Raw genomic sequence first — 1,212 nt, 5'->3', positions numbered from 1 at the left:
AAAGCTTTGGAAGACGCAGTTAAGAATGACAAGACCTATGTGGTTATTGTCAGAGACGGCGCTAAATTGATCATGGACGCACAAGGTAACCCGTTTGTGATGGGCGCTTACTTAAAGTACGCGCTCGAAAAAGTGACCGAAGAAATCAGCAAGCTACCGGAAGACCAGCAGAAATCAGCAGCACTTGACGCACTGGTTAATGACATGGACTTGGACAAAGGTAATAAGGACGACGACAAGCCATATACGACAGCTGGCGACGTTGGCAAGGACTTTTTCAAAGCCATTAGAGACTTGCTTCACGGCGGTGATAACGATGACGCAGATTAAATGCTACAGCCGACGTGCTAACAGTCAATTGGATAAGCTGTTGTTTGCTGCAAGTAACGCGGTAGGCACGACAAGCCAACTTTTCGCAGCAAAACAAAAAGCCGACCACCAAGAAGTGGACGGCTCTCAAAAATAAACACTAAGGAGATTATACCATGTTACAACCATTAACTAAAGATCAAATGAAAGAAGTTAAGTATCAACAGAGTGCAGAAGCAATGAGAGAACTCGCATTAAGTGATCCTGATGCCATCATTGTTTACTTACCAAACTGCGAAGCCATTATCTGCGAAGATGGCTTTGATTATGACTATGGCTTTGAAAGTGCAAGCGAGTTCTTGCACTGGCGTTTAAGTGAACACGATTATGATTTAAACGCTCTGTCAGATGAGATGGGCTATGATACACCAAGTCCTAATCACGGCGATTTTTTAGATGACTATCAAGAATATGCTGATGATTTAGAAGAATTTATCTTGGATAGATACTCATCTGACAGATTAGGAGACCTTTACGATGAATAACTTCATAAAATGGCAGGACCGCTTAGAAGATGAAGCAGAAACCTACAAACAAGAACTAGTTAATGAAGCATTGACTTGTGGCACTTATGACAAGGGTATTAAGTTCCTCAAAGGCTTAAAACAGGGCTTGCCTACTGCCTATAGCGGTACGCCAGAACAAGTCATATCAAATTTATTGGATAGCGTGATAGAAGACGCTATCCGCGATGTAAGAGACAAAGCATTAAAGGCAAAGGTGGTAAACAATGACTGAGAAGACAACCAAAGAAGAAAAAAAGAGCGTTTACGAAACTCTATCAAAAATTGACGTTAAACAATATTTGAAAAAGAAAATGGGACTTGACTATCTTAGTTGGGC

At 41.3% G+C, this 1,212-nt stretch carries 4 protein-coding genes; all 4 read left to right on the top strand.

The genetic code is table 11. The features are described 5' to 3' along the window. Positions 1-330, top strand: a 330-nt coding sequence (locus EJK17_RS11590; protein WP_168180826.1) for a hypothetical protein, incomplete at its 5' end; no start/stop codon positions are given. After that, a complete protein-coding gene (locus tag EJK17_RS11585) occupies positions 317-466 on the top strand; it encodes a hypothetical protein (RefSeq protein WP_168180823.1) in 150 nt (49 codons plus the stop codon). The genes EJK17_RS11590 and EJK17_RS11585, both read left to right, overlap by 14 nt. A gap of 19 nt (positions 467-485) precedes the next feature. Next, the gene (locus EJK17_RS11225) at positions 486-854 is read left to right on the top strand and encodes a hypothetical protein (protein WP_103662699.1); all 369 of its coding nucleotides are present in this window, start codon (positions 486-488) and stop codon (positions 852-854) included. Continuing rightward, positions 847-1,107 carry a hypothetical protein gene (locus tag EJK17_RS11220; protein WP_103662700.1) on the top strand — a complete coding sequence of 87 codons (261 nt, stop codon included), beginning with the start codon at positions 847-849 and terminating at the stop codon, positions 1,105-1,107. Before EJK17_RS11225 ends, EJK17_RS11220 begins: the two co-directional genes overlap by 8 nt. Positions 1,108-1,212 lie beyond the last annotated feature (105 nt).

This window comes from Lactobacillus xujianguonis (assembly GCF_004009905.1).
In the GTDB taxonomy this organism is placed as follows: domain Bacteria; phylum Bacillota; class Bacilli; order Lactobacillales; family Lactobacillaceae; genus Lactobacillus; species Lactobacillus xujianguonis.
Note: the sequence above shows the minus strand (reverse complement) of the source record. Positions and strands in the feature narration are given on the sequence as shown.

Excerpts from the sequence above, each read along its gene's own strand:
- EJK17_RS11585 (WP_168180823.1), top strand. The coding sequence starts at position 317 with ATGACGCAGATTAAATGCTACAGCCGACGTGCTAACAGTCAATTGGAT.
- EJK17_RS11225 (WP_103662699.1), top strand. The coding sequence starts at position 486 with ATGTTACAACCATTAACTAAAGATCAAATGAAAGAAGTTAAGTATCAA.
- EJK17_RS11220 (WP_103662700.1), top strand. The coding sequence starts at position 847 with ATGAATAACTTCATAAAATGGCAGGACCGCTTAGAAGATGAAGCAGAA.